27 protein-coding genes are annotated in these 26,711 nt (G+C 64.1%); 9 read left to right on the top strand and 18 right to left on the bottom strand.

Annotated features, from left to right (window positions below):
* Positions 1-19: 19 nt before the first annotated feature.
* From ASG39_RS16865 to ASG39_RS16850, 4 genes are all read right to left on the bottom strand, one after another.
* Positions 20-952 carry a carbohydrate ABC transporter permease gene (locus tag ASG39_RS16865; RefSeq protein WP_244481258.1) on the bottom strand — a complete coding sequence of 311 codons (933 nt, stop codon included), beginning with the start codon at positions 950-952 and terminating at the stop codon, positions 20-22.
* Positions 949-1,866 carry a sugar ABC transporter permease gene (locus ASG39_RS16860; RefSeq protein ID WP_062596139.1) on the bottom strand — a complete coding sequence of 306 codons (918 nt, stop codon included), beginning with the start codon at positions 1,864-1,866 and terminating at the stop codon, positions 949-951. The genes ASG39_RS16865 and ASG39_RS16860 overlap by 4 nt, the downstream gene beginning before the upstream one ends.
* Before the next feature lie 117 nt (positions 1,867-1,983).
* Positions 1,984-3,222 carry a sugar ABC transporter substrate-binding protein gene (locus tag ASG39_RS16855; protein WP_062596229.1) on the bottom strand — a complete coding sequence of 413 codons (1,239 nt, stop codon included), beginning with the start codon at positions 3,220-3,222 and terminating at the stop codon, positions 1,984-1,986.
* Between the two features lie 25 nt (positions 3,223-3,247).
* The gene (locus tag ASG39_RS16850; protein ID WP_062596138.1) at positions 3,248-4,300 is read right to left on the bottom strand and encodes a LacI family DNA-binding transcriptional regulator; all 1,053 of its coding nucleotides are present in this window, start codon (positions 4,298-4,300) and stop codon (positions 3,248-3,250) included.
* Between the two features lie 345 nt (positions 4,301-4,645).
* Here ASG39_RS16850 and ASG39_RS23440 point away from each other — a divergent pair, with 345 nt between their 5' ends.
* The gene (locus ASG39_RS23440; protein WP_200943898.1) at positions 4,646-4,810 is read left to right on the top strand and encodes a hypothetical protein; all 165 of its coding nucleotides are present in this window, start codon (positions 4,646-4,648) and stop codon (positions 4,808-4,810) included.
* A 9-nt stretch (positions 4,811-4,819) separates the two neighbouring features.
* Here ASG39_RS23440 and ASG39_RS16845 read toward each other — a convergent pair whose 3' ends face one another.
* The 5 genes from ASG39_RS16845 to ASG39_RS16825 form a co-directional block, all read right to left on the bottom strand.
* Complete coding sequence (locus ASG39_RS16845) at positions 4,820-6,394, bottom strand: response regulator (RefSeq protein ID WP_244481257.1); 1,575 nt, start codon at positions 6,392-6,394, stop codon at positions 4,820-4,822.
* On the bottom strand, positions 6,391-6,966 hold the full coding sequence (locus tag ASG39_RS16840; protein ID WP_062596136.1) for a chemotaxis protein CheB: 576 nt from the start codon (positions 6,964-6,966) through the stop codon (positions 6,391-6,393). Before ASG39_RS16840 ends, ASG39_RS16845 begins: the two co-directional genes overlap by 4 nt.
* Positions 6,963-7,787: a CheR family methyltransferase gene (locus tag ASG39_RS16835; protein WP_062596135.1), complete on the bottom strand. Its 825-nt coding sequence runs from the start codon at positions 7,785-7,787 to the stop codon at positions 6,963-6,965. Before ASG39_RS16835 ends, ASG39_RS16840 begins: the two co-directional genes overlap by 4 nt.
* An 11-nt stretch (positions 7,788-7,798) precedes the next feature.
* Positions 7,799-11,275: a response regulator gene (locus ASG39_RS16830; RefSeq protein WP_062596228.1), complete on the bottom strand. Its 3,477-nt coding sequence runs from the start codon at positions 11,273-11,275 to the stop codon at positions 7,799-7,801.
* 257 nt (positions 11,276-11,532) lie between these two features.
* On the bottom strand, positions 11,533-11,889 hold the full coding sequence (locus ASG39_RS16825; RefSeq protein ID WP_062596134.1) for a hypothetical protein: 357 nt from the start codon (positions 11,887-11,889) through the stop codon (positions 11,533-11,535).
* A gap of 165 nt (positions 11,890-12,054) precedes the next feature.
* Here ASG39_RS16825 and ASG39_RS16820 point away from each other — a divergent pair, with 165 nt between their 5' ends.
* Positions 12,055-12,276: a hypothetical protein gene (locus tag ASG39_RS16820; RefSeq protein ID WP_062596133.1), complete on the top strand. Its 222-nt coding sequence runs from the start codon at positions 12,055-12,057 to the stop codon at positions 12,274-12,276.
* Between the two features lie 191 nt (positions 12,277-12,467).
* Here the strand turns inward: ASG39_RS16820 and recX are convergent, their stop codons facing one another.
* Both recX and ASG39_RS16810 read right to left on the bottom strand, forming a co-directional pair.
* On the bottom strand, positions 12,468-13,052 hold the full coding sequence (recX, locus tag ASG39_RS16815; protein ID WP_277995972.1) for a recombination regulator RecX: 585 nt from the start codon (positions 13,050-13,052) through the stop codon (positions 12,468-12,470).
* Between the two features lie 70 nt (positions 13,053-13,122).
* A complete protein-coding gene (locus ASG39_RS16810; RefSeq protein WP_062596227.1) occupies positions 13,123-13,308 on the bottom strand; it encodes a DUF3008 family protein in 186 nt (61 codons plus the stop codon).
* A gap of 264 nt (positions 13,309-13,572) precedes the next feature.
* On the opposite strand from ASG39_RS16810, the gene ASG39_RS16805 reads away from it, so the two are divergent.
* A complete protein-coding gene (locus tag ASG39_RS16805) occupies positions 13,573-13,947 on the top strand; it encodes a hypothetical protein (RefSeq protein WP_062596226.1) in 375 nt (124 codons plus the stop codon).
* 67 nt (positions 13,948-14,014) lie between these two features.
* Here the strand turns inward: ASG39_RS16805 and ASG39_RS16800 are convergent, their stop codons facing one another.
* The 4 genes from ASG39_RS16800 to ASG39_RS16785 form a co-directional block, all read right to left on the bottom strand.
* Positions 14,015-14,311 carry a PRC-barrel domain-containing protein gene (locus ASG39_RS16800; RefSeq protein WP_062596131.1) on the bottom strand — a complete coding sequence of 99 codons (297 nt, stop codon included), beginning with the start codon at positions 14,309-14,311 and terminating at the stop codon, positions 14,015-14,017.
* Between the two features lie 84 nt (positions 14,312-14,395).
* Positions 14,396-14,629, bottom strand: a complete 234-nt coding sequence (locus ASG39_RS16795; RefSeq protein ID WP_347360165.1) for a hypothetical protein — start codon at positions 14,627-14,629, stop codon at positions 14,396-14,398.
* A gap of 56 nt (positions 14,630-14,685) precedes the next feature.
* Positions 14,686-15,579: a hypothetical protein gene (locus ASG39_RS16790; protein ID WP_062596129.1), complete on the bottom strand. Its 894-nt coding sequence runs from the start codon at positions 15,577-15,579 to the stop codon at positions 14,686-14,688.
* Positions 15,580-15,605: 26 nt separating this feature from the next.
* A complete protein-coding gene (locus tag ASG39_RS16785) occupies positions 15,606-16,307 on the bottom strand; it encodes a dihydrofolate reductase family protein (protein ID WP_062596128.1) in 702 nt (233 codons plus the stop codon).
* Positions 16,308-16,493: 186 nt separating this feature from the next.
* Here ASG39_RS16785 and ASG39_RS16780 point away from each other — a divergent pair, with 186 nt between their 5' ends.
* Both ASG39_RS16780 and ASG39_RS16775 read left to right on the top strand, forming a co-directional pair.
* The gene (locus ASG39_RS16780; RefSeq protein WP_062596127.1) at positions 16,494-17,084 is read left to right on the top strand and encodes a 3'-5' exonuclease; all 591 of its coding nucleotides are present in this window, start codon (positions 16,494-16,496) and stop codon (positions 17,082-17,084) included.
* 64 nt (positions 17,085-17,148) lie between these two features.
* Positions 17,149-17,472, top strand: a complete 324-nt coding sequence (locus ASG39_RS16775) for a hypothetical protein (RefSeq protein ID WP_062596126.1) — start codon at positions 17,149-17,151, stop codon at positions 17,470-17,472.
* A gap of 99 nt (positions 17,473-17,571) precedes the next feature.
* Here the strand turns inward: ASG39_RS16775 and ASG39_RS16770 are convergent, their stop codons facing one another.
* Positions 17,572-18,168: a TetR/AcrR family transcriptional regulator gene (locus tag ASG39_RS16770; protein ID WP_062596125.1), complete on the bottom strand. Its 597-nt coding sequence runs from the start codon at positions 18,166-18,168 to the stop codon at positions 17,572-17,574.
* Between the two features lie 134 nt (positions 18,169-18,302).
* Between ASG39_RS16770 and ASG39_RS16765 the strand changes: the two genes are divergently transcribed.
* The 4 genes from ASG39_RS16765 (at position 18,303) to gnd (ending at position 23,435) form a co-directional block, all read left to right on the top strand.
* Positions 18,303-18,698 carry a hypothetical protein gene (locus ASG39_RS16765; RefSeq protein WP_062596124.1) on the top strand — a complete coding sequence of 132 codons (396 nt, stop codon included), beginning with the start codon at positions 18,303-18,305 and terminating at the stop codon, positions 18,696-18,698.
* Positions 18,699-18,809: 111 nt separating this feature from the next.
* Positions 18,810-20,633 carry a glycoside hydrolase family 15 protein gene (locus ASG39_RS16760; protein ID WP_062596123.1) on the top strand — a complete coding sequence of 608 codons (1,824 nt, stop codon included), beginning with the start codon at positions 18,810-18,812 and terminating at the stop codon, positions 20,631-20,633.
* 41 nt (positions 20,634-20,674) lie between these two features.
* Positions 20,675-22,318, top strand: coding sequence for a Na+/H+ antiporter (locus ASG39_RS16755; protein ID WP_062596122.1), 1,644 nt, complete (start codon positions 20,675-20,677; stop codon positions 22,316-22,318).
* A 106-nt stretch (positions 22,319-22,424) separates the two neighbouring features.
* On the top strand, positions 22,425-23,435 hold the full coding sequence (gnd, locus tag ASG39_RS16750) for a phosphogluconate dehydrogenase (NAD(+)-dependent, decarboxylating) (RefSeq protein ID WP_062596121.1): 1,011 nt from the start codon (positions 22,425-22,427) through the stop codon (positions 23,433-23,435).
* Positions 23,436-23,511: 76 nt separating this feature from the next.
* On the opposite strand, the gene ASG39_RS16745 is transcribed toward gnd, so the two are convergent.
* Together ASG39_RS16745 and ASG39_RS16740 are read right to left on the bottom strand one after the other, a co-directional pair.
* On the bottom strand, positions 23,512-24,819 hold the full coding sequence (locus ASG39_RS16745; RefSeq protein WP_062596120.1) for an MFS transporter: 1,308 nt from the start codon (positions 24,817-24,819) through the stop codon (positions 23,512-23,514).
* Between the two features lie 124 nt (positions 24,820-24,943).
* The gene (locus ASG39_RS16740; protein ID WP_062596119.1) at positions 24,944-26,593 is read right to left on the bottom strand and encodes a GGDEF domain-containing protein; all 1,650 of its coding nucleotides are present in this window, start codon (positions 26,591-26,593) and stop codon (positions 24,944-24,946) included.
* Positions 26,594-26,711: the final 118 nt, after the last annotated feature.

Below are 26,711 nucleotides of genomic sequence, written 5' to 3'. Positions count from 1 at the left end.
CTTTCGTAAACTATCGGCATCACTTGACGGCGCCGGCCATGAGGCCGCGCATGTAGTAGCGTTGGAGGAGAAGGAAGATGATGAGGCAGGGGATCGTCATGACGACGACGCCGGCCTGGACCGCGCCCCAGTTGATGGCGCCGAGCCGGCCCGCACGCACCGCCATCATCAGGACCGGCATGGTATAGTTGTCGTTGCTGGAGAGAAGCACGAGCGCTGCGAGAAACTCGTTCCAGGCATTGAGAAAGGCAAAGATCGCAACGGTCGCGGCTCCAGGCAGAACGAGCGGCAGCAGCACCCGCACCAGCAGCTTCAGATCGCGTGCCCCATCGATCCGCGCGGCCTCCTCGATCTCCTTCGGCACGGCGTCGAAGGCGTTGCGCATCATGAACACCGAGAAAGGCAGCTGCAGCGTGACATAGACCAGCACCAGTCCGAAGAGCGAATTGTTAAGCCCGAGCTTGGCAAGGATGATGAACAGCGGCGTCAGGATCGACTGGAACGGGATCATCAGCGTGGCGATGATGAGCACGAACAGCGTGTTCTTCAGCGGGAAACGATAGCGCGAGAAGCCGTAACCCGCGAGCAGGCTGATGGCGACGGTCAGGACGACAGTCGCGAGCGACACGATCAACGAGTTCAGCGTGTGCTGCCAGATGCCCGCGCCGAACGTATCGAGCGAGCGATAGGAATCGAGGCTGAACCCGGTCGTCGGCCAGGGCGGCAGCGGCGGGGTCATGCCTTCCGTGCCGCTGCGGAACGAGGCGAGGAACGCAATCGCGAACGGCGCGAGAAAGAAGAGAACAATGGCCGCGCCAGCCGTGTGGTAGGCCACCGCGCTGTTGCGCTTGCGGCGTGCGCGGGCGGCTTTCGCGGCCTCGTTGGCGGTACTCGTCGACACTTTGTCCGTCGGGGTCGAGCCCCGGGCGAGAGCGGGTTGCGTCATGGTCATGCCTTGTCGTCTCCGACCTTCAGCAGCCAGAGCTGCACGATGCTGATGGCAACGAGAATGGCGAGCAGCACGATGGAGAGCGAAGCGCCGTAGCCGAGATTGAAGGACACGAAGGACTGGTTGAAGATGTAGTAGACGACAGAGATCATCCGGTTCTGCGGCCCACCCGCGGTCATGATGTAGAACTGATCGAAGGCGAGGATCGAGCCGGTGACGGAGATGATCAGTGCCAGCGCGATCGTGCGGCGCATCAGCGGCAGCGTCAGGTAGCGAAAGCGCTGCCAGCGCTTGGCGCCATCGATGCGCGCGGCCTCGACGATATCGGACGGGATGGCCTGAAGGCCGGTGAGCAGGATGATCATGGTGAAGCCGGCGATCTTCCAGACGACCATGACGATGATGGTGAGAAAGGCGCTGTCGAAGGTCGCAAGCAGGTTGGGGCTCCGCTCCACGATGCCGAGCGCCTTCAGGAGCGGCCCGATGAAGCCGCTGTCCACATTGGCAAGCCACACCCAGAGCAGAGACGCGGTTGCAAGGCCGACGACGACGGGCAGGAAGATGACTGTGCGATAGGCGCCGACAAAGCGCCGCTGCTTTTCGACGAACAAGGCCAGCGGGAAGGCCACGGCGAAGATCGCGATGGTGGCGACGACGGTATAGAGCGCCGTGAATCGGAGGGCCGACAGGAACCGCGCGTCGTGGATCATGCGGATGTAGTTGTTGATGCCGATCCAGCGCTGCGCACCCATCAGAGGCCAGGCATGCAGGCTCATCCACGCGGTCACGATGACCGGAATGACGAAGAACAGGATGACGAGCGCCATGGCGGGCGCGATATAGAGAAGGCCACGCCAGGCCGACGATCTCGGCCTTGGACGCCCGGGGGCGCGCGACAGGGTGGAAACGACAGTCATGTGCAGATCTCGCAGTTCACGGACACCCGACGACGCTTCGTCATGGGCCGCGGTCGCTGAAGGAGCGGGCGGAGGGGGCGCTTCTCCCCCTCCGCCCTCAGGCGTCCAGGGGGAGGATCACTGGCCGCTGTCGATGATCGATTGCATTTCGGACTGTGCCGAGGAGAATGCGCCATCGACGTCGTCGCTGAAGATCGCGGCGTTGAGGAAGGTCGCCCAGGGTCCGTTCGCGCTGTTGATCAGATCGTTGAACTGCAGGGTGTAGGGCGTCTTTGCGACCGCGATCGCCTTCATGCCCACTTCCATGCGGGGATCGAGCCCCTTCAGCACCTGCTCGGCGATATCGCCGCGGGTCGGCAGGCTGCCGTACTTCGCCATGATCTTCTGGCCTTCTTCCGAATAGATGTACTGGATGAAGGCCTTGACCGGCTCAAGCTTGGTCGTGCCTTTGGTCACCACCACATTGTCGCCGCCGGCAAAGGACGAGGGCGATCCGTTGACGCCGGGTATGAGCGTGACGCCGAAGTCGATCGTCGGATGTTCGGTCACGAGCGTGCCGATGGCGAAGGCGCCGAGGCTCTGCTGGCCGATCTTGCCATTGGTAAAAGAGAGGAAATTGGTGCCGTTGTCGCTGGCAGCGCCCGCGGGCACCAGATCCTTCTTGACCATGGTGCGATAGATATCCACCGCCTTGCGCATTTCCGGCGTATCGAGCGTCGCTGTCTTTCCGTCGGCCGAGAGGATATCCACACCGGCACCCCAGACGAGCGGTGTGAAAGTGAAGATCATGCAACCGCCGCAGCCACCGCCCGAGAAATAGAAGCCGTAGGTATCGTCGCCCAGTGCGCGGATCTTCTCGGCATTGGCGGTGATCTCCTCCCAGGTCGCAGGCGCCTTTTCCGGATCGAGGCCGGCCTTGCGGTAGAGGTCCTTGTTCCAGGCGAAGACCGACGTTTCCACCGACAGCGGCAGCCCATAGATCTTGTCGCCATACGTGCCGAGGCGCACATGCGACGGCGACAGGGAGTTGAAGTAGGGCAGACTTTTCGCCCAGTCGGTCAGGTCTTCGAGCTGCCCCGCCGCGGCGAAGGCCGGAGTATAGATCAGGTCCATCGACAGCGCGTCGGGCGCCTGGCCGCCGGCGATCGACGTCGCATATTTCTGCACGAGCTCCGAGAACGGCACTTCGGTCAGCTCGACCTTGTCTTCGTGGCCCGCATTATAGGCGGCAACCACATTCTTGAAGGCGTCGCCGACGCCGGTGCGCACCCACATGTTGATGGTCTCGGCCGAAGCCAGTCCGGGGCTCAAGGACAGCGCGAGCAGGCTCGTCGCAGCAAAAAGCTGTTTCATCATGGTCATTCCTCCCTTGTGGCGCTCCTCAGCGCCGTTGTTTTTCATCTCCGGGGCTCCCCGCCCCGACGGAGCCGCCGGCCCCGCATGATTGCCGAACCACCAGTCGGCACGGCAATGTTCTCACACCCGGCTCCACCGCCTGACCTTCCGCCAAGGCGAGGATGGTCAGGCCCGCCTGACGCCCGAGTTCCTTCAGGTCCATATCCACCGATGTCAGGGGTGGACGCATCTGGGCCGCGACAATCTCCCAATTGTCGAAGCCGACGATCGCAACGTCCTCGGGCACGCGAATGCCGCGCTCGCGAAGAGCGTCCACGGCACCGCGGGCGATCTGGTCGTTGCCGCAGAACAGCGCATCCGGCTTGTCGCCGGCCGCTGACCAGATCTTGTCGACGGCATCCCGCCCCCAGGTTTCCGACCATTCCCCGAAAAGAACGGTTGCCGCCGCCCCGGCCACAGCCCGGAAGGCGTCGCTGCGCTCGCGAACCGAGAAGAAATCTTCGGGGCCGGTGACGTGCAGGATCCGCTGCCGGCCGCTCGCCTTCAGCCATTCAACCGCGAGCGTCGCGCCATGCGCATCGTCCGAGCGAAAGGAAACGCTCTGCGGTCCACCCTCGGTAAACGCGTAGACCACGGGAACCGGCACATCCGACAGGTCGATCGGCAGGCGGCGATCGACGCGTTTTCCGGTCGCGATGATGCCGTCCACCTGCTTGTCGAGCATGGCATCCACATGCACCTGCCCCAGCGCCGGATCGTCTTCGATGGCGCACAGGAAGACGGAGACGCCCCGATCGACCAAGGCTTCCGAAACGCCGGCCATGACCGGCAGGGTGAAGCGACCATAGGTATCGTTGGTCAGCAGGCCGATGGTGAAACTCCGCTTCGACAACAGGCCCTGCGCCAGCGCGTTCGGCCGAAAACCGATCTCGCGTGCCACGCGCTTGACCCGCTGGCGCGTTTCCTCGCCCATCCGGCCGGTATCGTTCAGCGCCTTGGAGGCCGTGGAAATGCTCACCCCTGCCAGGGCCGCAAGGTCGCGGATCGTCTGCCGTCCTCCCTTACCACGCATGTCCAAAGCAGCCTCCCGCGTCTCTCTTGAAAACGAGAAAACCTTTTCTCAAGCGAATGGTCAAATGAGAAAACGTTTTCTCATGAATTATTTTGAGGTATGGCTTTTGGATGTTCCGTCGTCCTGTGTCACGACAGCGCGTTTCCAAGGAAGCGGATCCAACCATCCCGAGTGAGTTGCGGCACCGATACCCGACACGGCGTCATCGAAATGCTGCGCAAGGTCGAGTCGCTGGTCAATCAGCCTTGGCGCTCCGCAAGCGGCGATGCGATACCAGCCTTCACCTGCTGACGACGGCGAGCGGACCGAAGGACGTGTTCAGCGGCGCCGGAGGCGCTCGATTTTGTTGTGATGTTGGAAGCCAAAGCGAAAGACCTTGCCCTGCTTCGGCTCCGCCCCGATCTCCTGCGCTACGCACCGGATCTGGCCGCCCGCTTCGGGATGACACCATCGGATGCGCAGACCTTCGAAACGGAGGAACGTGCCGTGCTGGAGCGGAGCCTGAGACCGCCTTGAAAGCAAATGTCAGGCGGCCGTGACGCCTTCCAGCAACCGCTCCAGTTCCTCGATCAGCACCGGCTTCGTCAGATGGTGCGTAAAGCCGGCCTCGAGCGCTTTTGCCTTGTCCTTGTCCTGTCCCCAGCCGGTCTGGGCGATGATGGTCGTCGCCTTGAAGGCCTCCTCGCGTCGGAAGGCACGGCAGACCTCGTAGCCGTCCATGCCCGGCAGGCCGATATCGAGGAGGATGGCGTCCGGGCGGAAGCGCCGGGCCGCATCGAGCGCCTCGCGCCCGTCGTGAATGGCTTCGCACTGATGCCCGATATCCTCCAGCATCCATCCGAGCGCATCCGCCACGATGACGTTGTCGTCGACGATCAAGACCTTCAGCGGGCGATGGCCGGAAGCCCCGTCGCTCTGCGTTTGCTGTGCCGAAGGATGGACGACGGGCGCCGGCACCGGTTCGGTGGCGGCATGTGGAGCCAGCGGAATGCGAACCGTGAAAAGGCTCCCCTTGCCTGTGCCGGCGCTCGTCACCTCGACCGTGCCGCCGTGCAGTACGACGAGCTGGCGGACGAGGGCGAGACCAATTCCGAGCCCGCCCTGCGCATGCTCCAGATGGCCGTCCACCTGGGCGAAGAGCTGGAACACGTCGGATTGCAGCGTCTCCGGTATGCCGATGCCATTGTCGGAAACGTCGATGATCGCCAAGCCGTCGAGCGCCCGCGCCGCGATGCCGATACGGCCGCCGGCCGGCGTGTATTTCGCGGCATTGTTGAGGAGGTTGGCGATGACCTGCGCCATCCGGGTCGGATCGGCTTCCAGCCAGAGCGGCTCGCCCGGCACATCGACCGTCAGCCGGTGACCGGAAGCGTCGATCAGCGGGCGGCTCGCTTCGATGGCGGATTGGATGACGGTTCCGATCGCGACGCGCTCCTTGCGCAGACCGATCTTTCCCTGGCTGACGCGGGAAACATCGAGGAGGTCGTCGATCAGACGGACCAGATGCACCATCTGCCGGTCCATCATCTCGCGGATGCTTTCTGCGGAAGTGCCCGTCGGGTTGCGGCGCAGGACATCGAGGCCGTGGCGCAATGGCGCCAGCGGGTTGCGCAGTTCATGCGCCAAGGTCGCCAGGAACTCGTCCTTGCGGCGGTCGGCCTCGCGCAGCGCCTTTGCCTGGGCTTCGAGCGCGTCGCGCTGCTCGGCGATCTGCTGGCGCTGGCGGTAGAGTTCGAAGAAGACCTCCGCCTTGCTGCGGAGGATATCGGTCTCGATCGGCTTCTGGATGAAATCGACGGCGCCGGCCTCGTAGCCGCGGAAACGGCGCTGGCCATCCGTGCTGCCGGCGGTGACGAAGATGATGGGCACGCGGCGCGTGCGCTCGTTGCCGCGCATCAGTTCGGCAAGCTCGAAGCCGTTGAGGCCGGGCATCTGCACGTCGATCAGAGCCAGCGCCACATCGTGCTGCAGCAGCAGTTCCAGCGCCTGATCGCCCGATCGTGCCTTGAGAAGCGTCAGTCCGTCGCGGCGCAGCAAGGCTTCCAGCGAGAGAAGGTTTTCCTCGAGGTCATCCACCAGCAGAAAGGTCACGGGACTCATGCGCATACGACCTTCTGAAGAGATGCCGCGATCGCGTCAAGCGACATGACCCGCGCGCCGGGACAGCGTGCGATTGCACCTTCGGGCATGGCCGCTGCAAACGCCGTTTTCGGGTCCTGAACGATGGCCTGACCACCCGCATCCGTGATCGCACGCAAGCCCCGTGCCCCGTCATGATTGGCGCCCGTCAGCACGATGCCGACCAAAGCCGGGCCGAAGGCATCGGCAGCGCTTTCGAACAGGACATCGATGGACGGTCGAGAGAACATGACGGGTTCGTCGCTGGAGAGTGACAGGGTTTTATTGGCTTCGACGAGAAGATGATAGTTGGGCGGCGCAAAATAGGCGGTGCCGGCCGCCAGCGGCTCCTTGTCCTCGACCTCCAAGACCTTGATTCGGCATTTTGCGCGGAAAAGTTCCGCCAGCACGCTGCGCTTGTCGCCCGGAATGTGAACGACGAGCAGAATGGGGACAGGGAAATCCTCCGGCAGAGCCGGCAGGATGGTCGTCAGAGCCTCCAGGGCACCGGCCGACGCACCGATGACGACGGCCTGCGGGCTGACGTCGCTCATGCGCCGATCCTCTGGTAGATCTTTTCCTCGCGCACGAAATCGCGAAACGCGCCGGCATGCTCGGAAAACCGGATGCTTTCCTTGGCGCCGAGGCCGAGGAAACCCTTTCGCGGCAGAGAATCCTTGAACAGGCCGAGTGCGCGATCCTGCAGGGTGCGATCGAAATAGATCAACACATTGCGGCAGGAGATCAGGTTCATCTCGCCGAACACCGCATCCGTGACGAGGCTGTGATCGGAGAACACGACGTTGCGCCGCAGCGTCCGGTCGAAGGACACGCGACCATACGCCGCCTGATAATAGTCGGAGAGAGACGATTTTCCGCCAGACCTGCGATGGTTTTCCGTGAAGAGCTGCATGCGATCGAGCGGGTAGACGCCGGCTTCCGCGATCTGCAGGGCTTCCTGGCTGATATCGGTGGCATAGAACAGGGTTCGCTCTTCCAGCCCTTCCTCCCGAAAGAGGATGACGAGGGAATAGAGCTCTTCGCCATGGCTGCACCCCGCCACCCAGACTTTCAGCGACGGGTAGGTCCGAAGATGCGGGATGACCTGCTCGCGAATCGCGCGGAAATAGTCGGGATCGCGAAACATTTCGCTGACCTGGACCGTGAGATAGCCGAGCAGCTGCGGCAGCATGTCCCGATCGTGCAGCAAGCGCTCCTGCAGGCTGGAGATCGTGGGAATGGCGAGCTGTTCCAGCGCCTGACGCAGCCGCCGCTTGACCGAGGCCATGGCATAGCCGCGGAAATCGTAGTGGTAGCGCGCATAAAGCGCTTCCAGCAGCAAGCGGATCTCGATGTCCTCGACTTTCTCCACCATCGACGGTTCCCTCATCGCGGCATCCAGACGCGGACGAGCGACAGCAGTTTTTCCACGTCGAGCGGTTTTGCCATGTAGTCGTTGGCGCCGGCTTCGATGCAGCGCTGCTGGTCGTCGGGCATGGCCTTGGCCGTCAATGTGATGATCGGCAGCTTCTTCCACGCCGCGGTCTTGCGGATCTCCCGCGTCGCGGTCAGGCCGTCCATGACGGGCATCATCACGTCCATCAGCACGAGATCGATGGCGGCATCGGGAGCGGCCGTCGATTTCGCCAAAGCATCGAGCGCTTCCTGTCCGTTCCGGGCAATCTGGATGACCGCGCCGCGCGGCTCCAGAATGTTGGTCAACGCATAGACATTGCGGACATCGTCCTCGACGACGAGGATGCGGCGCCCCTCCAGAAGCGCATCCCGGCTGCGCGCCTTGCGGATCATCTTCTGCTGCTCGGCGGGCAGGTCGGACACGACCTGATGCAGGAACAGACTGACCTCGTCCAGAAGCCGCTCCGGCGACTTTGCGCCCTTGATGATGATGGATTTGGAATAGCGGCGGAGCTGCAGCTCGTCATCGGCCGACAGCACGCGGCCGGTATAGACGATGACGGGCGGAAACGCCCTCTCGCTGTCCTGGCTCAGCGTTTCCAGCAGCGAATATCCCGAGGCATCCGGCAGCGAGAGGTCGAGGACGACGCAATCGAAGGTCTGTTCCTGCAGCAGCCTCAGGCAGTCCGCCGCCGTGCCCGCCGTCACCGTCTCGACATCGTGCGAGGTCAGAAGCCGCGCCACGGCCTCGCGCTGCACGTCGTTGTCCTCCACGATCAGCACGCGGTGCACGCGCTGGGAAAGCTTCGCTTCGAGCTTCTGCAGCACTTCGACTAGCTGTTCCCGCTTCACCGGCTTCAGCATGTAGCCCACGGCGCCGAGCGACAGTGCCGTCTCCGTATGATCGTCGCCGGACACCATGTGAATGGGAATGTGCCGCGTCTGCACGTCGCGCTTCAGCCGGTCGAGAACCGAAAGCCCGGACTGATCCGGCAATCCGACATCGAGCACGATGGCGCTCGGCATGAACTGGCGGGCAAGCTCCAGCGCCTCCTGGGCCGTGCCGGCGACGAGCGTGCGGAAGCCCATCTCGCGCGACAGATCCCGCAGGATCGCGGCAAAGGTCACGTCGTCCTCGATGATCAGGAGAACGCGCTTGTTGTCGGAGGGCGCCATCCGGTCGTCTGCCACGAGGCGTGCTTTGGCGATCGCCGCCATTTCGCGGACCTCCGCCACGGGTGCGGCAGCGGGAGCCGGCACGCTCGCGGTCGACGCGGACGCCGGTGCAACGGCATCGCGCGGCTGCCGCGTGGCGACCCGTGCGGGATCGTAGGTTTCCGGAAGGGTGATCGTGAAGGTGCTGCCCTTGCCCGGCTGGCTCTCCAGATGGATCGCGCCCCCGAGCAGGCGGACGAGCTCGCGGGAGATCGACAGGCCGAGCCCCGTCCCGCCATAGCGGCGGCTGATCGTGCCGTCGGCCTGGTGAAACGCCTCGAAGATGTGGCGCTGCTGATCTTCGGCAATGCCGATCCCGCTGTCGGTGACGGCCAGCGTGATCTGCCCCGCGGCGTTGCTCGATTGAGCCCGCCGAATGGCGACCGTGACACCGCCCGCGGAGGTGAACTTGAAGGCATTGGACAGGAGGTTCTTCACCACCTGTTCGAGCCTCTGAAGGTCGGTCTCGATCACGGGCGGGCATTCCGGCGCGATCTCCACCGCGAACGCCAGCTGCTTGTTTTTGGCAACGGGATCGAAGACCTGTCGCAGGTTGTTGGCCAGCCGCTCGACCGACACGGCCTCCGGGCGAATGTCGATATGGCCGGCCTCGATCTTCGACAGGTCGAGGATGTCGTTGATGAGTGTCAGCAGGTCGTTGCCGGAGGATTCGATCGTCTGGGCATATTTCACCTGTTCGCCCGTCAGATTGTCCTCGGAATTGTCGGCGAGCAGCTTGGCGAGAATGAGCAGCGAGTTCAGCGGCGTGCGCAGCTCGTGCGACATGTTGGCGAGGAAGTCGGACTTGTAGCGGCTCGCCTGCTCCAGCTCGCGGGCCTTCAACTGCACGGCAGAATTGACGCGCTCCAGATCGTCGCGCTGAAATTCGAGTTGCCTCGTTTGCTCCTCGAGCTGCGAATTGGTCTGTTCGAGCTCCACCTGCTGCTGCTCGAGCCGCGCCTGGGACTCCTTCAGCGCGCGACCCTGCTCTTCCAGCTCCTCGTTGGAGACCCGGAGTTCCTCGCTCTGGACCTGCAGCTCCTCGGACTGGCGCTGCGTTTCGCCGAGCAAATTTTGCAGGTTGGTGCGATAGTTTGCCGAACGGACGGCCGTTGCAACCGAGGCAGCCGCCTGTTCGAGAAGCGCAAGCACGCGCTCGTCGATCTCGCGGAGAAAGCCGAGTTCGATCACGGCGTTGACCTCGCCGTCGATGATGGCGGGCGAGATGACGAGATGGCGCGGCTTGTCCCGTCCGAGCGCCGAGCCGAAGGACAGGTAGCCGTCGGGAACGTCGGAGACCAGCAGGGCCTTCTCTCCGGCCGCGGCCTGACCGAGCAGGCCTTCGCGCGCCTTGAACTGACGCGGAATGTTCGCGCCCTCGGGAACGCCATAGGTCGAAGACCGCTGAAACGTGCCCTTGTCGCCGACATAGATCGCGCCTGCCACGGCGCCGGCATAGTCGGCGAGAAAGGTGAGAATGCTGTCGCCCAGCTGCTCGGTGCGTTGGTCGCCCATGACCGCGGCGCTCAGTCCGACCTGCCCTGCCTGCAGCCATTCCTGCCGGCGGCGCGCGAGGGTGGCCCGGCGAATGAGCACGCCGATGGCGATCGTAAGCAGGACGCCGAGAATGACGGAAAGGATGCTGCTGACGAGGGCGGTGCCGTAAGCCTCCTCCATCTCGCTCAGCCATTGCTGGCGCTGACGCGTCTCCTCCTGCCCCATTTCGGAAAGCTGAGAGCGGATGGCGTCCATCGCCGCCTTGCCGCGGTCCGAATTGACCACGGTCAACGCGGCCTCCAGCCCTTGCGTGCGGCGAAGGCCGATCGTGTCCTTGAGTTCGGAGAACTTGGCTTCGACGCTCAGCCGGATCGCCTCGATGCGTCGCTCCTGCGTCGGGTTGTCCCGCACCAATCGGGCGATATCGTTCAGATGCCTGGGAACCGCGAGAACCGCGACATTGTAGGGATCGAGATAGCGGGCATTGTCCGTCAGCAGGAAGCCACGCTGTCCGGTTTCCGCATCCTGCGTGCTCGACAGAAGCTTGCCCAGTGCCACGATGACCTCGTGGGTATGGACGATCCTGTCATTGTTGACGCGCAGCGTATGCAGGTTGAGATAGGCGATGGCGCCGCTGATCAGGAAGAAGACCAAGGCCCCGGCAAGGCTGAAGGCGACGACGGGATCGAGACCGAGCTTGAGGCTCGATGTTCCGGGCTGCTGGCTATCTGTCATCGGGTTCTCGGCATAAGGTGGCTGCGGCGGCGTCCAGCGACGGGTTGTGGCGAGGTTGTCGCGCAACGCGCTGTATCATTCCAGACTATCGCAGCACAACGCGCCGCGTCATCAACTCTCTCCCCGTTGCACAGCTGTTTTCCAAAGCCTGAGACCATCGTCCGGAACTTCCGTCCGCGCGCCGGCCCGTCATCAGGAGACGGCGGCGCCGGCGTTCGCTCCCGTTCGCGGACATGTATCTGCAGCCGTTCGAAGGGTCAGGACGCCGTCTTCAGAGGCGCGATCATGGGGCCGAGCGTGAAGGACAGACCGGCATCCGGAGCGTAGGCCGCATTGTCGATCGCGTAGAGGCCGAGGATGTCTTTTCGGGTCAGCCTGCAAAGCGTGCCGGCTTCGTCGTGGTGCGCTTCGTCGTCGGTCAGCACCACCCGCCGTTTCTGCAGGAGGACGACCAGGAATTCACGGTCCTTCGGGTTCGCCACATCGTGCAAGAGCGGGGCGAACGGATTGGTGTAGCGGCTGTCGCAGAGCCAGACATTCGAGACGAGTGGAATGAGTTCGCCCTCGATCCGGGCATATCGACCGTCCACCTCGCTGCTGATCTCCATCGCCATCCGACCTTTCGCTCGACCATGTCCCTCATCCGGAACGAATCCACAGGCCGTCTGTTATCACGACAGCCACGCCCGTTCCCGGCCTCTTGCATACGATCTTGTGGATCGTCTCGTGACAAGGACACAGGGGGTTCGGCAGGCATTGAAGGTTGAGAGGATCGCATCATGGACGACAAGACCACGACACCATCCAAGAAGATCGCGGAGGAGTATCTGGCGCTCGGGGGCCGCCGCAAGGCAAAGGTCGATGACAACATCGTCAGCACCCGTGCCTGGGAAGACGATGCGCCGGAGGCGGCGGCCTTCTGGAAAGAAAAGGTCGAGCCGATGAGCGACGAAGAACGCCGCGAGGTAGAACTTCACCTGCCGTCCATGTCGGATATCTGAGGATCCGGATCTGGTGCTCGACCGAACAGTCTCCTGTCCAAACATGGGAACAGAGAGCGGCGCCGCGCATTATCTGATCAGACCATAGACGCGGCGCTGACATGGACTTCCCCGGCATATGACCGGATAGCGATTGGTTCAGCGCCGCGCATGGTTTTTCTTGAGCGTTGCGACTCGGCGGGAGCCTCTGGCTAGAACAGTGCGCCTCCGGTCAAAATCTCCTCTGCTTCATCCCGGCTCATGTCATAGACCTTGCGGCCGATTTCGAGACTGAATCCGCCGCGGGCAAAGGCGGAGAGTTCCTTCATCTTGCGTTTCTCCTCCGGCGGCTCCCTGCGGAACGGGCCGAAGGCGCGCTTGCGGGCGAGAATGACGGCGGCCTTGAGGTCATCGACTTCGGCCACAGCGGCCGTCGCCGTGTCTCGGTCAATCCCCTTCGTCACGAGCCTTTGCGATATGGCCCGTTTCGACCGGCCGCTCTGCTGGCCGGAGCGGGTAGCGACATCCGCATAGGCAACATCATCGAGGGCCTTGTTGTCGTAGCCGAAGGCGACGGCGAAAGCGGAGAGGGCGGCAACCTGCTCGTCGCTGATCGCCTCGAATTTCTCGCGGGCTTTGCGGGCAATGGCCTGGGACAGTTGCTTCTCCGTGTGCATCCGTTTCCCCAAGCGGTACGCCGCCGAGTTACGGGCCCAGGACAGCATGCGCGGTGTGGGAACGGGAGAGGACGGGGTTTCCTCCTGCTCGTCCTGTCCCTGGTCTTCCGGCCCATACACCTGATCGATCCTCCCTCGTCATCGCGACATGGCCCATTTGGCGTGCCGGCATCATGCGAACGGGCCGATGTCAGGGCGAAACGTGCTTTGGCTTGCCCTTTTGCTTGGTCGAAGCCATGTCCTCAAGTTCTTTCTCGCTCATGGACCGTTCCATGCTCTTCGAAGCGCCTTTGAGGTCGCTCTTCTTGGCATCGCCGCGCTTGGCGGCCAAGGCCGCACCGGCGGCTTTCTGCTGGGCTTGGGATTTGGCAGGCATCGTATACTCCTCGTGTCGAAAAACCTCGAACGCGATCGCCATCGGCTTKTTCCCGCCCTCGCCCCCGCACTCTCGCGAGCAGCGTGGCCGTTACGAGACGGGAAAGGCCGGCGGGCATTGCGAGGAACGCGTTTTCCCGCGCGCGTTGCCGTGCTATGGACCGGCGAAATGCACGGGATGCTGCGGCCGGATATCTGGCCCGATCGTTCTCGGCATATCGTTGAAACCGAAGAAGGGCCGGCTTTGTGCCGGGCGAAGAAGCGCATGGCCAAAATTCCGGAAATGACCAAGCACCGCGGCTTTCCGGCCGGATTGTCGGGTACGCAGTGGCAGTTCACGCTGCGCCGGGCGAATTCGAAGGTGACTGTCCTTGGGCAATGGCGCCGGCACCCGACGCTCGACAAATCCGTCGGTCTTGCCGATACCGCCTTCGTGCATTCGCTCTGGCATTATTTCGGGACCGAGCCGTTCGAGCGCGGCAATCTCGACGGCGAACGCCTCTCCCGCCTCTTCGGACGCGAAATTCTTCCGGCCGAACGGGATTTCGACCCCGCATCTTATCAGGCCCTTCTGAAGCTCAACGAACCGCTAGCCCGCAAAAATTTCCCCGACGCCTTCGTCGACGTCCTCGACGTCTGAACCCCTTTGCAGACGCAGAAAAGCCTGGCGCGGTGGCCAGGCTTTTGCCGTCAGATGATTGACGTGATCAGTCGCGGTGCTCAGGCATGTCCTTGAGCTGATCCTTGGTCCAGGACGTTACGGCATGGACGTCGCCGTCTTCGTCACGCATGAACTGCAGGTCGCTCAGCGGCACGCCGACCGGCTTTGCACCGATGCCGAGGAAGCCACCGACATCGATGATGGCCTTGCCGCCCATTCCGCTGCCATGAATATGGTCGAGCTTGCCGACCTTATGGTCGTCGGCGCCGTAGATGGTCGCGCCTTCCAGAATGGCCGGGGTCAGTTCGGTCGGGGAGAGGCGAACGTGATTGGTATGGTCCATGGGGTAGTCCTCCTTTTCATTGTTAGTATGTTTGTTGTGAGAGCATAACCCTTTGCTTACTATGTTGTTCCCATGGGCAGACGTTCATTTTACAGCGGGTTTGAAACCCATCACGAAAGCAGCGACTTTTGCCGATGACATCTCGCAGGGCTTGAGCAGGCTGCCGCCGCGGCTGGTGCGATACAGGTTGAAGCTGACGATGTCGTTTCGTCCCAAGGCTCTCGCAAACAGCCAGACACGACGACCATCCGCCGATCGGCGAAGGGTGGCGCCCCAGGGGTGCTCCTCGAACGAGCCCTCGACATAGCCGGTCGGCAATCGTGCCAGAGCCTCATCGAACCCGTTTGCGAACGCGGCGGAGGCGCCATCTTCCCTCATCGCCTGCGCACCGGCTCCGTGCTCTCGCGCACGCGTGCGGCACGGCGCGCCGGCCTCAGCTCCTCGATCGTCGGCATCCACCAAAGCCCCCGCGGCTCCGGTATCGCCTTCACCGGCCATGCCGACAGCAGCTCGTCCAATGCCGGTGCGCGCCAGAGACCCCAGACATCGTCTTCGCCCGCGCCGGGATAAAATTCCGAGACCGGATCCGGATCGACCACTTCGCCGGTGATCTCTGTGAAAACCACGATCCCATAGGAAATCGCCACGGGCACGCCGAGCGGCGGCAGAGCGTCGGACGGCAGCGGATAGCGGCGTTTGCGACGCTCCGACGAGCGCGCTTTCGATTTCACCTCGTCTTCGGTGCCCTTGCGCTCTTCGGCGCGTCGAGCCCGCTCGGCCGGCTCGTTCCGGCGCGCGGCGACCTCGATCGCGGGCCAGTGGCTGCGAAGCTCTTCGAAGGAGCGAAACGGAACGTGCCAGAGGCGCAAATCGCCGTCCCACCGCGCGAACCGGATTTCGCGCAGCTCCTCGACAACGGTTCTGGAATAGGGCGTGCGGATCTGGAAGCCGGCGCGCCCGATGTCGAGATAGGGGCTGACGATCGGGTCGAAGTCGAACGCGTCGCGCCCGCGGGCGTCGGCATGCGCATCCGCTTCCGCCTCCTGTTCCGCGAGCCACCGGCCGATCCGTCGAGACGCAGTCTTCCCCGGCACCCACCACGCCTTGATGTCATCGCGCCAGCGGGCGCGCGGAAAGCGATGCCGGAACTGGTCCACCGTCATCCGGTCGTAGGGAAACGACACCATGCCTCCGGACGTTTCGTCGTCGGCCGGTTCCGGAGGCGCCTCGCTGACCCCTGCCCTGATTGTCTGCGGCTCGTCTGCCATGGATTTTCCGTTCGTCCTCAGCAAGCTCAGCGCGGAGCTTTCACGGCATAGCGGACATGGATCGCGCCATGATCGAGCACGTCGCAGGACGTCAAGGACAGCTCGACCTTGCCGGCAAGGCCCTCCTCCCCGAATGCGATGACCCTGTCGCTGTTGACGCGGCCTTCGAGCGCCGGCGCGATGACGAGACTGATCTCGTCCACCAATCCGGCAGCGAGCATCGATCCGTTCACGCTTGCGCCGCCTTCGAGCAGAATGCGGGTAATGCCGAGTTCCTGCGCAACGAGCGCCAGCATCGCACCGAGGTCCATCTCCTTCGTGTCCGAGACAATGTAGGAAACGCCATCGTCGGCCAGCTCTGCAAGATGACGGTCCGGAACGTCGGGACCGAGCAGCACGACGATATGATCGCCGAACAGTTCGTCACCCTGGAAATGGAGTTTGCCGCCCGGATCAAGCGCGATGGCGAAGGACGACGCGCCGGGTCTGGCGAAATGGTGCGGACGCTGCACCTCGACGGCACCGGCTGGCGGATGCGCCTCCGCCTTCGACATCTCCGCCATCGTCACCCGTCCGACCATCCAGGCATTGCCCGCATGCTGGGCGTGGATCTTCTCGTAGAGCGCCGTCCAGTCGGACCGCTCGCCATCCGGGCTCTTCGTCCAGCGACTGGGGTGAAGACTGCCGTCCGGCGAGGTGATCATCAGGCAGATAACATGGGGTTTCATGGCGCCGCGGTCCTTTCCGTAAATCTCTGACCGGTAGATAGGGTCCGATCGAGCGCGCGGAAGAGCCGAGGCGTCGCCGCTCGCCTGCGCCGGCTGGCTTGGCCGGCTGGCGGCAGATCGTCTCCCCTTTGCCAAATCGCTGCGCAGACAGTATGCCGGACGGGAAACGGCAGACGGATACCGGATGTGAAGACCATCGCCATCGATTTCGAAACCGCCAACGAGCAGCGTGGCAGCGCTTGCTCGGTCGGGCTCGCCTGGATCGACGACGGACGCGTCGTGCGGGTCGAGGAGCGGCTTATCCGTCCGCGCGACATGCGGTTCTCCTCCTTCAATATCGCCATCCACGGCATCCGGCCGGAGCATGTGGAAGACGCCGGCGAATTTCCCGAGGTGATGGACGAGTTTGCCGACGAGTTCCGCAACGCGACGATGATCGCGCACAACGCGTCCTTCGATTTCAGCGTCTGGCGCGCCTGCCTCGATCTCTACCGGCAGAGCTATCCGGACCTTTCCTATCTCTGCTCGGTCAAGATGGCGCAGAAGGTATGGCCGCATCTCGGCTCGCATCGCCTGAACATTCTGGCCGGTCATCTCGGCCTCACCTTCCGACATCACAATGCGGCCGAAGACGCGGCAATTTGCGCCGAAGCCTCGATCGCCATGGCCAATGCGCTCGAGGTTGCCCATATCCGGGACGTGCCGCTGCGGATCGGCATGCAGGCCGGGCGCCTCTTTGCCGGCGGCTACGACGCGTGCCGTTGCCGAAAGATCTGAAGAGCCAAGCGTCATGCAGGGACGCGTCACACAGGAAACGGGGCCCGCCCCGGAAAGGATCGGGATGGACATCGTGAATGAGCTGATCGTGGCGCTGGTGACGGCGTCGAACGATGTGGAGACCTTGGAGCGTCAGGATGCCCGCCGCTTGATCGAAGCGGCGATCCGGCAGATCGGGGATCTCCAGGCGCAGCAGGGTGTCGGCGACGACGGCACTGCGACCGCGCTGGAGCGCGTTGCCTCGGACGTGGACCGGCTGACACCGGACGCCTTGCAGCGCGAGCTTCGTCATGCCGCGGACCTTCTGCGGCGGCTCCAGCCGACCATCGATCCCGAACCGGTGTTGCCGGCCCACCAGCCGGACGGCGGCGATGGCGGCAATTACTGATATGTGATCGCGGCTGACGGCCAAGTCCGCGCAGGCCGCGAATTCCGGCGTTGCCCTTTTGACCATGGCTTCCGTCTGCCGGGTATTCCGCTCGATGGATTACGGAGCGAGGCCCTTGGCAAGCACCGTCTCGATCAGGACATCGAGGTCGGCATGCGGGATCATCTGCGTCATCGCGGAAAGGCGCCCGTCAACGACCAGGGTCGCGAGCCCATGAACGAGCGACCAGCGGGTGGTGGCGCGAACGAGGTCCGGCATATCCGCCGCATATCCCGCGACGTCATCGCCTCGCTCTTCCTTCAGAAGGAACGCGAAGGCCGCCGGTCCCGCCAGATCGAGGGACGGCGCCGACCAGTCGAGACGCTCGGAGCGGAACATAAGGAGAAAGATCCCCGGATGCGCCCGCGCGAAGCCGACATAGGCGCGGCCAAGCGCCGGCACGTAGCCCGCGGGATCGTCGGTCTCGTCCGAGGCTTCTTGGAGGGCGTCGCGAAGACGCAGGAACCCCATCGCCGCTAGCTCCGTCAGAAGGCCGGTGATATCGCGAAAATGGTGGGCCGGTGCGCCATGCGACACGCCCGCCTCCCGCGCGGCGGCGCGCAAGGTGAGCGCCTCGATGCCATCGCGGTCGAGGATGGTCTCGGCTGCGTCGAGCAGCGCCTGGCGTAGCGCGCCGTGATGATAGGACTGAGTCATCCGTAATCCTTACACTGACAAGATGAGGCTTGACGAGAGGTCGGACGCGTGACATCAATCTAGACACCGTCAAGATAGTCTCGTCTTTGTAAAGTGGCTCGACCGGCGGCGTCCCGAGACAATGAGGAAGAGGCATGACCACGCAGTCCGTCTACGTATCCATCACGGGTCTCCAGTTGAAAGCGCGGCGGCATCAGCCACGCTTCTGGTGGCATGCAATCCGATCGATGATCCAGGCGCGCAAGGCGCCCGGCAATCTTTCGACCGATGCCCGCCTCATCGACGGTGTCCACCACACCCGGACCGCCTGGACCGACGAGGCCGCCATGCGACGCTATCTGGTCGCCGGCGCGCATCTTCAGGCGATGAACGCTTTCGGGGCGATCGCAACCGGAAAGACCCTCGGCTTCGCGACGGATACGCTTCCGGATTGGGACGAGGTGCATCGGCTCTGGCAGACAGAGGGCCGCAGTGTGGGGAGGACAGCGACGGAGGCTCGCGCGGGCGGAATCGGCAAAGCCATCCGGTAAAAGCTGCAGGCAGCACACTCGACCATTCCGCAGCGATGCTTTAGCGCTGTCCCCGCTCGGGCCCGCCCGCAAGCCTGGCCTGACGAGCATGGAATGGCGGAGGACGCCCGAATGTCGACACGGATCGAGGATTACGCACTGATCGGCGATTGCGAGACCGCCGCGCTGGTGGGCAGAGACGGCTCGATCGACTGGCTTTGCCTGCCCCGGTTCGATTCGCCCGCTTGCCTCGCATCTCTTCTGGGAGACGAAACGAATGGCCGGTGGAAGATCGCACCGGCGGACGACGCCGCAAAATCGCAGCGGGCCTACCGCGACGATACGCTGATCCTCGAGACGACCTTCGAAACCCCGACGGGCATCGCCGTGCTTCGTGATTTCATGCCGCTCCGCGACGGTTCGAGCAACATCATCCGCATCGTCGAGGGGATCCAGGGCACGGTCGCCTTCGATTTCGAGTTCATGGCGCGTTTCGATTACGGGCAGACCGTTCCGTGGATGGCATTCGAGGAAGAGGGCATCGTCACCGCGATCGCCGGACCGGACATGCTGATCCTGCATTCGGACGTTCCGCTTGGCGGCAACGACGCCCGCGTGATCGCTGGCTTCACTGTCGGCAAAGGCGATAGGCTCACCTTTGCCCTCACCTTCTGCTCGTCCTATATGCCACGGCCGAAGCCGGTCGATCCGGAAGCCGCACTCCTGGAGACCGAGCGCTTCTGGCGCGAGTTCACGGCGCGCTGCCCGGATGTCGATGGCTGGGCGGGACCCGTCAAGCGATCGCTGATCACGCTGAAGGCGCTCACCTATATGCCGACCGGCGGCATCGTCGCGGCGGTGACCACGTCGCTGCCGGAAAAGCTGGGCGGGACGCGCAACTGGGACTATCGCTATTGCTGGCTTCGCGATGCCACGCTGACGCTCCTCGCCTTGATGAAGCTTGGCTACTACGAGGAGGCGAGCGCCTGGCGGAACTGGCTTCTGCGGGCCGTGGCCGGCGCACCCGAGCAGATGCAGATCATGTACGGCGTGGCCGGAGAGCGCAATCTGCGGGAGTGGGACGCCAGCTGGCTTCCCGGCTATGAAGGCTCAAAGCCCGTGCGGATCGGCAATGCCGCCTCCGAGCAGTTCCAGCTCGACGTCTATGGCGAGGTCGCGGATGCGCTGATGCAGGCCTCGAAGGGCGGCCTGCCGCGCCATCCTCGCGGCCAGGCGATCGGCGATGTCCTGATGCCCTTCCTGGAGCGCGTCTGGCGCGATCCGGACGAGGGCATCTGGGAGGTTCGCGGCGCGCGGCAGCATTTCACCTATTCCAAGGTCATGGCCTGGGTCGCCTTCGACCGTGTGGCGCTGATGGCACAGGACCTGGGCGACGACGACACCGCACGCCGGTGGCGCGAGGTGGCGGACGAGATCCATGCCGAAGTCTGCGCCAAGGCGTTCGATCCCGCGCTCAACAGCTTCGTGCAGGCCTATGGCTCGCAGGCGCTCGATGCGAGCGTGCTGCAGATCGGCATGGTCGGCTTCCTGCCGCCGGACGATCCGCGCTATGTCGGAACGGTGGAAGCGATCGAGCGCCACCTGACGCGCGACGGCTTCGTGCTCCGCTATCGCACCGGCGACACCGACGACGGATTGCCGTCCGACGAGGGCGTTTTCCTCGCCTGCTCCTTCTGGCTTGCGGATGCGCTCGATCTCGTCGGCCGGAGAGACGATGCGCGCGCCTTGTTCGAGCGTCTGCTGGCGCTCTCCAACGATGTCGGTCTCCTCTCCGAGGAATACGACCCGGTGGCCAAGCGCATGCTCGGCAACTTTCCGCAGGCCTTCAGCCATATCGGCGTCATCAATACAGCGCTTAACCTGTCGCGACGCAAGGGACCGGCCGAAGAGCGCTCCGATGCAAACCCCGCGGTCTCGGTCGAGCTGGGCGCCTGACCTGACGAGAAGACGACCTTGCGAGATGAGAGAGGACGAACATGGAAGGCGTGACGATTTCGCTGTTCCTTCTGCTGGCGGTGGTGATCAGCGGCATGCTGGCGCGGCTGTCTCCGATCGCCGTGCCGGTGCCGCTCGTCCAGATCGGGCTCGGCGCGCTCCTGGCGACGCTGACGGGTTCCGCGATCACTCTGGAACCGACGCTGTTCTTCCTGCTCTTCCTGCCGCCGCTCCTGTTCCTCGACGGGTGGCGCATCCCGAAGGAGGGGCTGTTTCACGACAAGGCCACCATCCTGGAGCTGGCGCTGGGGCTCGTCATCTTCACGGTCCTCGGCATCGGCTTCTTCATCCACTGGATGGTGCCCGCCATTCCCCTGTCCGTCGCCTTCGCGCTGGCCGCGATCCTGTCGCCGACGGACCCGATCGCCGTGTCCGCCATCACGGCGCGTGTGCCGATCCCCAGGCGCATCACGCATATTCTGGAGGGAGAATCGCTCCTCAACGACGCCTCGGGCCTCGTCTGCATGCGGTTTGCCGTGGCCGCCACGCTCACCGGAACATTTTCCGCGGGAAGCGCGGTGCTGACGTTTCTGTGGCTCGCGATCGGCGGCATCGCGGTCGGCCTCGGCGTGACATGGCTGGTGACGCGGGCGAAGGATCTCGTGTCGCGCAAGCTCGGCGAGGAGACCGGATCGCAGATCCTCATCAGCATCCTCATTCCCTTCGGGGCGTATCTGCTGGCGGAACACCTTCATTGCTCCGGCATTCTCGCCGCCGTCGCGGCCGGCATCGCCATGAGCTACGAGGAGCAGCGCGGCCGGGTGCTCGCCGTCACCCGCGTGCGCCGCGCCGCCGTCTGGGACACGGTGCAGTTCACCATGAACGGCATCATCTTCGTGCTGCTTGGCGAGCAGCTTCCGGGCATCGTGTCCGGGGCCGCGCGGATCGTCAGCGACACCGGTCATCTTCACCCGATCTGGCTCGGCGTCTACGTCGTCGCCATCACGCTGGCGCTCGGCGCGCTGCGTCTCGCCTGGGTCTGGGTGTCCCTGCGTTTCACGCTGTTCAAGGCGGCGCGTCGCGGCGAAGTGATCCACACTCCGAGCTGGCGGCTCGTCGTCGCGATCTCGGTCGCCGGCGTTCGTGGCGCGATCACGCTTGCCGGTATTCTCACCTTGCCGCTGGTCATGAACGACGGCACCCCCTTCCCGGCGCGCGATCTGGTGATCTTCCTTGCCGCGGGCGTCATCATCGTTTCGCTCGTGGCGGCGAGCGTCGCGCTGCCGGCGCTGCTGCAGGATCTCGAGCTTCCGCCCGAGCCGTCCCACCAGCGGGAGGAGGACGAGGCTCGGATCGCCGCGGCGGAAGCCGCGATAAAGGCCATCGAAGTCACCCAGCACCGGCTCGGCACCGGCCGCAACGATGCCGACCTCTATGCCGATGTCGGCACGCGCCTGATGGAGGTCTATCGCCAGCGCATCGATGGGCGCTCGCGATCCGGCGACGAGAACGACCAGATCCGCAAGGTGGAGGAAATCGAGCGCGTGCTGCGGCTTGCCGGTGCCCGCGCCGAACGCGACCAGATTTTGAAAATGGTTCGCGCCCGCAAACTGCCCGAGGAGATGGCCCGCCGGATCGTGCGCGAAATCGACCTGACGGAAGCCCGCCTCAGCGCGGTGCCCTGAGGGTTGAAAAGCACCGTGTCGGAAGGGAGGTTCCCTCGCGCTCGAAGCGGCCTACATAGTGCCTGCCGCCAGCAACCGGCGACAGAAGCAAGAAGGTTTCAAACCAATGCAGATCGGAATGATGGGACTGGGCAGGATGGGCGCCAATATGGTGCGCCGCCTGCTGCGCGGGGGCCATGAATGCGTCGTCTACGATATTAACCCGGCCAGCGTCGCGGCGCTCGTTGCCGAAGGCGCCGTGGGTGCGGCCTCGGTGGAAGAGCTCGTGTCGAAGCTCGCCAAGCCCGCTGCGGTGTGGCTGATGCTGCCGGCAGCGATCACCGATGAGAACCTCGAACGCGTCGCAGCCCATATGGTGCCCGGCGACATCCTCATTGACGGCGGCAACTCCTTCTATCACGACGACGTCGATCGCGCCGAACGCCTGACGGCCCGGTCGCTCAATTACGTCGATGTGGGAACGAGCGGCGGCGTCTGGGGTCTCGATCGCGGCTATTGCCTGATGATCGGGGGACCTGACGATGCCGTGCGGCATCTCGATCCGATTTTTGCGACGCTCGCTCCGGGCGGCGATGTCGATCCCGCCGATATCACCGAGAGCATGAGGACAGCGGATCGCGGCTACCTGCATTGCGGACCGAGCGGCTCCGGCCACTTCGTCAAGATGGTTCATAACGGCATCGAATACGGCATGATGGCAGCCTATGCCGAGGGCATGAACCTGCTGAAATCCGCCAATGCCGGCAAGGCCGACCGCGCGGCCGACGCGGAAACGAGCCCGTTGCAGCAGCCGAAATACTACCAGTTCGATCTCGATCTCGCCGCCATCGCCGAAGTCTGGCGTCACGGCAGCGTCGTCAGCTCGTGGCTGCTCGATCTCACGGCGGGCGCGCTGAAGACCGATCCGGAACTTGCAAACTTCAGCGGCCGGGTCTCGGATTCCGGCGAGGGCCGGTGGACGGTGAAGGCGGCGATCGACACGGGCGTTCCGGTGCCGGTGCTCTCGTCCGCGCTCTACCAGCGTTTTACCTCGCAGGGCGAAGCCGAATTCGGCGACAAGCTGCTCTCGGCCATGCGCTTTGCGTTCGGCGGTCACCACGAGAAGCCGAAAAGCTGATCGTTGCATACAAATTGCCGGAGCGGGTAGAACTTTGCCTGCCCGCTCCGGCTTCTGGTCGAGTCCGATACGGATATCAGCCGAGCGAGGCTTGCCGCGTTTCCGCATCGATCAGGCGGGCGGCGAGCGCCGCGCAGACGAGAAGGGCGGCAAACAGGCCGACCGCAACGCCGACGCCGAACGTGACGACGACCGTCATCAGGGTCGGAGCGATGAGACCGCCGAGCCTTGCCATGGCACCGGCCGCCCCCATGCCCGTCGCGCGGGAGGCGGTGGGATAGAGCTCCGGCGTGAAGGCATAGAGAGCGCCCCAGGTTCCCAGCAGCGCAAAGCTCATGACCAGCAACGAGGCGCCGATCAGCAGATCGTCCGGAGACAGGACGAAGAGCAGGCAGCCGAGCGCCGACAACAGGCAGAAGCCGATCAGCGTCGGGCGCCGACCCCAGCGCTCCACGCCGAACGCGGCCAGCGCATAGCCCGGGATCTGGGCGAGCGCCACGAACACCAGGAAGCCATAGCCGCGCACGAAGCCGAAGCCCTCGCTGGCGAGGCGCGCCGGCATCCAGGTGAAAATGCCGTAATAGGACACGGACACCAGAAACCAGACGGCAAGGATGAGCAGACTGCGGCGGCGTAGAGCGGGTGAGAATACGCCTTCGGATGCCGTTGCAGGCGCGGCGACCAGCTGGTCGTTTTCCGAGAGAACCGGCTTTCCATGCAGGGCCAGCATGCGATTGACGATCGCTCTCGCCTCCTCGGCACGCCCCGCGCGCAGCAGATAGAACGGCGATTCCGGAACGAAAAAGCGGAGGCCAACGCCGATGATCGCCGGCAGCGCGGTGACGGCAAAGATATAGCGCCAGGCATCGGCAACGCCGGCAATGCTCGCGGCCCAGGCGGCAAGGGCGATCACCAGCGTGCCCACGGCCCAAAACCCTTCCAGCATGACGAGCCAGCGGCCCCGGTTTCGCGCCGGCAGGAATTCCGCCATCATGGCATAATCGACGGGAAGGGTTCCGCCGACGGCGATACCGGTGAGGAACCGCAAGACGAGCAGGCTCGTGAAATCCGGCGCGAAAATGGAAAGCGTCCCGAAGACGGCATCGCAGGCGACGGTGAGGAGCAGCACGCGCCGGCGACCCCACCGGTCCGCAAGCCGACCGAAGACGACCGCACCGATCAACATTCCGAGGAAGAACAGGGTGCCCGTCTGCAGCGCCTGGGGCACGGTCAGTTGAAATGTGGCGGCGATGGAGGCCGCGGTGAAGCCGACGGCCAGCACCTGCATGGCGTCGGCCGTCCAGACGAGACCGAAGACCCCCAACAGCCTGCGCTGGAAGCGGCCTGTTCCAGCGCGATCCAGAGCTTCGTCCATTGTCATCATCGCGTCATCCCCACTCTCGCCATGCCTGTCTCCAAGGCCGAAGCCCTCGGCAACTTCGAGTCCTTCACGAGGAGACTTTATAGACGCGCCGACGGCGGAGATAGCCCGGCCGGGCGTCGAGCCGTCATCTGTTTGAGGATGAGCCTGCTCGCGGCGACAGCACGACCCTGTTCCGGCCCGCCTGCTTGGCGCGATAGAGATTGCGGTCGGCAATTTCGAGAATTTCATGCGGGATACCGCTTTCCGACGAAAGCGCAATGCCGATGCTGACGGTCACGGACAGACCGGATGCGACCGGCGACCAGTCATGGCGGGCGATCGTCAGGCGGATGCGCTCGCAGGTCTTCTTCGCCTGCCCGACCGTCACGCCGGTCATCAGCAAGACAAACTCTTCGCCACCGAAACGAACCGCAAGATCCGGCGCCCGCAACGCGCCTCTGATCAGCGCGCCGAGTGCGATCAGCACGCGATCACCGACGATGTGCGAAAGCTTGTCATTGATCGCCTTGAAGTGATCGACGTCGAGCACGGCCAGCATGTAGCCTTCGCCGGAGGCTTCGACCGCGTCCATCGCCGCTTCCAGTCGGCGGCGATTGCCGAGGCCGGTCAGGGGGTCGGTATTCGCCGCCTCCGTCAGCATCGTGGTCTGCTGCTGCAGCGCCGCAAACGAGCGGGCGATCTCGGCCGTCCGCCCAGCCTCCGTGTCGAGCAGCATTCGCAGCTTCTTCGTCTCGTAGCGAATGTCGGCAAGCCGCGCATTGCGCTGGGTCCGCTCGGCGGTGAACTGCTGGTGCAGGCTGTGATAGCGCTTGTGAAAGTCGAGCGCCGGTTCGAACGCTCCGAGGTGTTCGTGCGCCCTGGAGAGATAGAGGCAGGCAAACATCAGCGTCTCGACATTGCCACTGCCTGTGGCGAGCACATGCGCATGCTGAAGCGGCACCAGTGCCTCTTCATAGCGCCTCAGCGAGATCAGCGTCCGACCGAGAATGTCGAGATAGTGTCCCTCGCCCCGCAAATCGTCTTCGTTGGCAATATCGCGATAGCGGGCCAGAAATTGTTCTGCGCTGAGGAAGTCTTCGGCCGCATTGCAGTATTCGGCAAGGTTTCCGAGGCAGAGACGCTCCGCCCAGGTGTCTCCGAGCGAGCGGGCGAGGTCGTTGGCGCGATGGGTCACCTCGATCGCCGGACCGATGGCTGCGTCGAAGGCCGCACGGTCTCCGGCCTCCAGCGCCATGTAGGCCGCCTCCGACTGCGCGCCGCCGAGATTGATGAGCCACCAGCACTCGAAACTCCGGTCGCCGGCTTCCTGCGCCAGCGCGACCGCGCGGCCGCAGTAATCGATTGCCAGAGGCGGCTGCCGGGACAACCAGAAGATGACTCCGGTGACGTTGATGGCGAGGGAGCGCGCGCGCAGATCGCCGCTCTGGTCGGCGATATCCAGTGCCTCCGCCGCCAGCGCGACGGCCTCTTCCAGCTGTCCAAGCTCCATGTTCAGCCAGGCTTGAATGCTGAGCGCCTGCGCCTCGAAGGCGGGTTGGTCGAGATGACGCCAGATCGTGACGGCCTGCTCGGCATAGTCGAGACCCATCTCGGACTTGCCGAGCTGGAAGCAGTACCACGAAATCTCGTAAGCGCTGCGCGCCTGCACGTGGGGGTCGTCACGCTGGACCGATGCCGAGTGAACGCCGTGTGCGATCTCCAGCGCGAGGGTCGATCGTCCCGTGCATCCCATCTGCCACGCACGGTCGAGTGCCTGCATGTCCGAGGCCCGCATGTCCGGAGCCTCTTTGTCAGACCGCTTGCTCTCGGCAGAAATCACGCTGGAAATCCGTTTTCATCTCGACGGTGGTTGCAGGATCGCCAGTGTGGCTGCAAATCCTAAAGATGGCACT

It is taken from the genome of Rhizobium sp. Leaf371 (genome assembly GCF_001424045.1).
Classification (GTDB): Bacteria; Pseudomonadota; Alphaproteobacteria; order Rhizobiales; family Rhizobiaceae; genus Ferranicluibacter.
The sequence above is the reverse complement of the archived record's forward strand: the minus strand, read 5'-3'. Positions and strand labels throughout refer to the sequence as shown.